This window comes from Singulisphaera rosea (genome assembly GCF_054877945.1).
Map to the genome: position 1 here is coordinate 1 of NZ_JBTYIP020000183.1, position 255 is coordinate 255.

The 255-nt window shown below is 64.7% G+C and carries 1 pseudogene; it reads right to left on the reverse strand.

The features are described 5' to 3' along the window. Positions 1 to 255, reverse strand: a pseudogene (locus tag ACYOEI_RS41430) (IS66-like element ISCku6 family transposase); the annotation flags it as partial.

Genomic DNA, 255 nt, shown 5'->3' on the forward strand with positions numbered 1-255 from the left:
GCGCCTGACTGACCTTGTCGATCGTGTTGGCCAAAGTGCTCCGAGCGAGGGTGACGCCGACGACGTCGCGGAGGAACGTCCGGATCGTCGAGTAGGAGGCGTGACAATCCCCCTTCATGAACGCGATCAGTGCCGTGAGGTGGGGCCCCACCAGGCCGCCACGTGCGATCTTCAGGGGGAACGGTGCCCAGCACGGCCTCCGACAGGCATCACACCAGTATTCGGGGCAGGTATGCGGCTCGATGGTCAACGGCA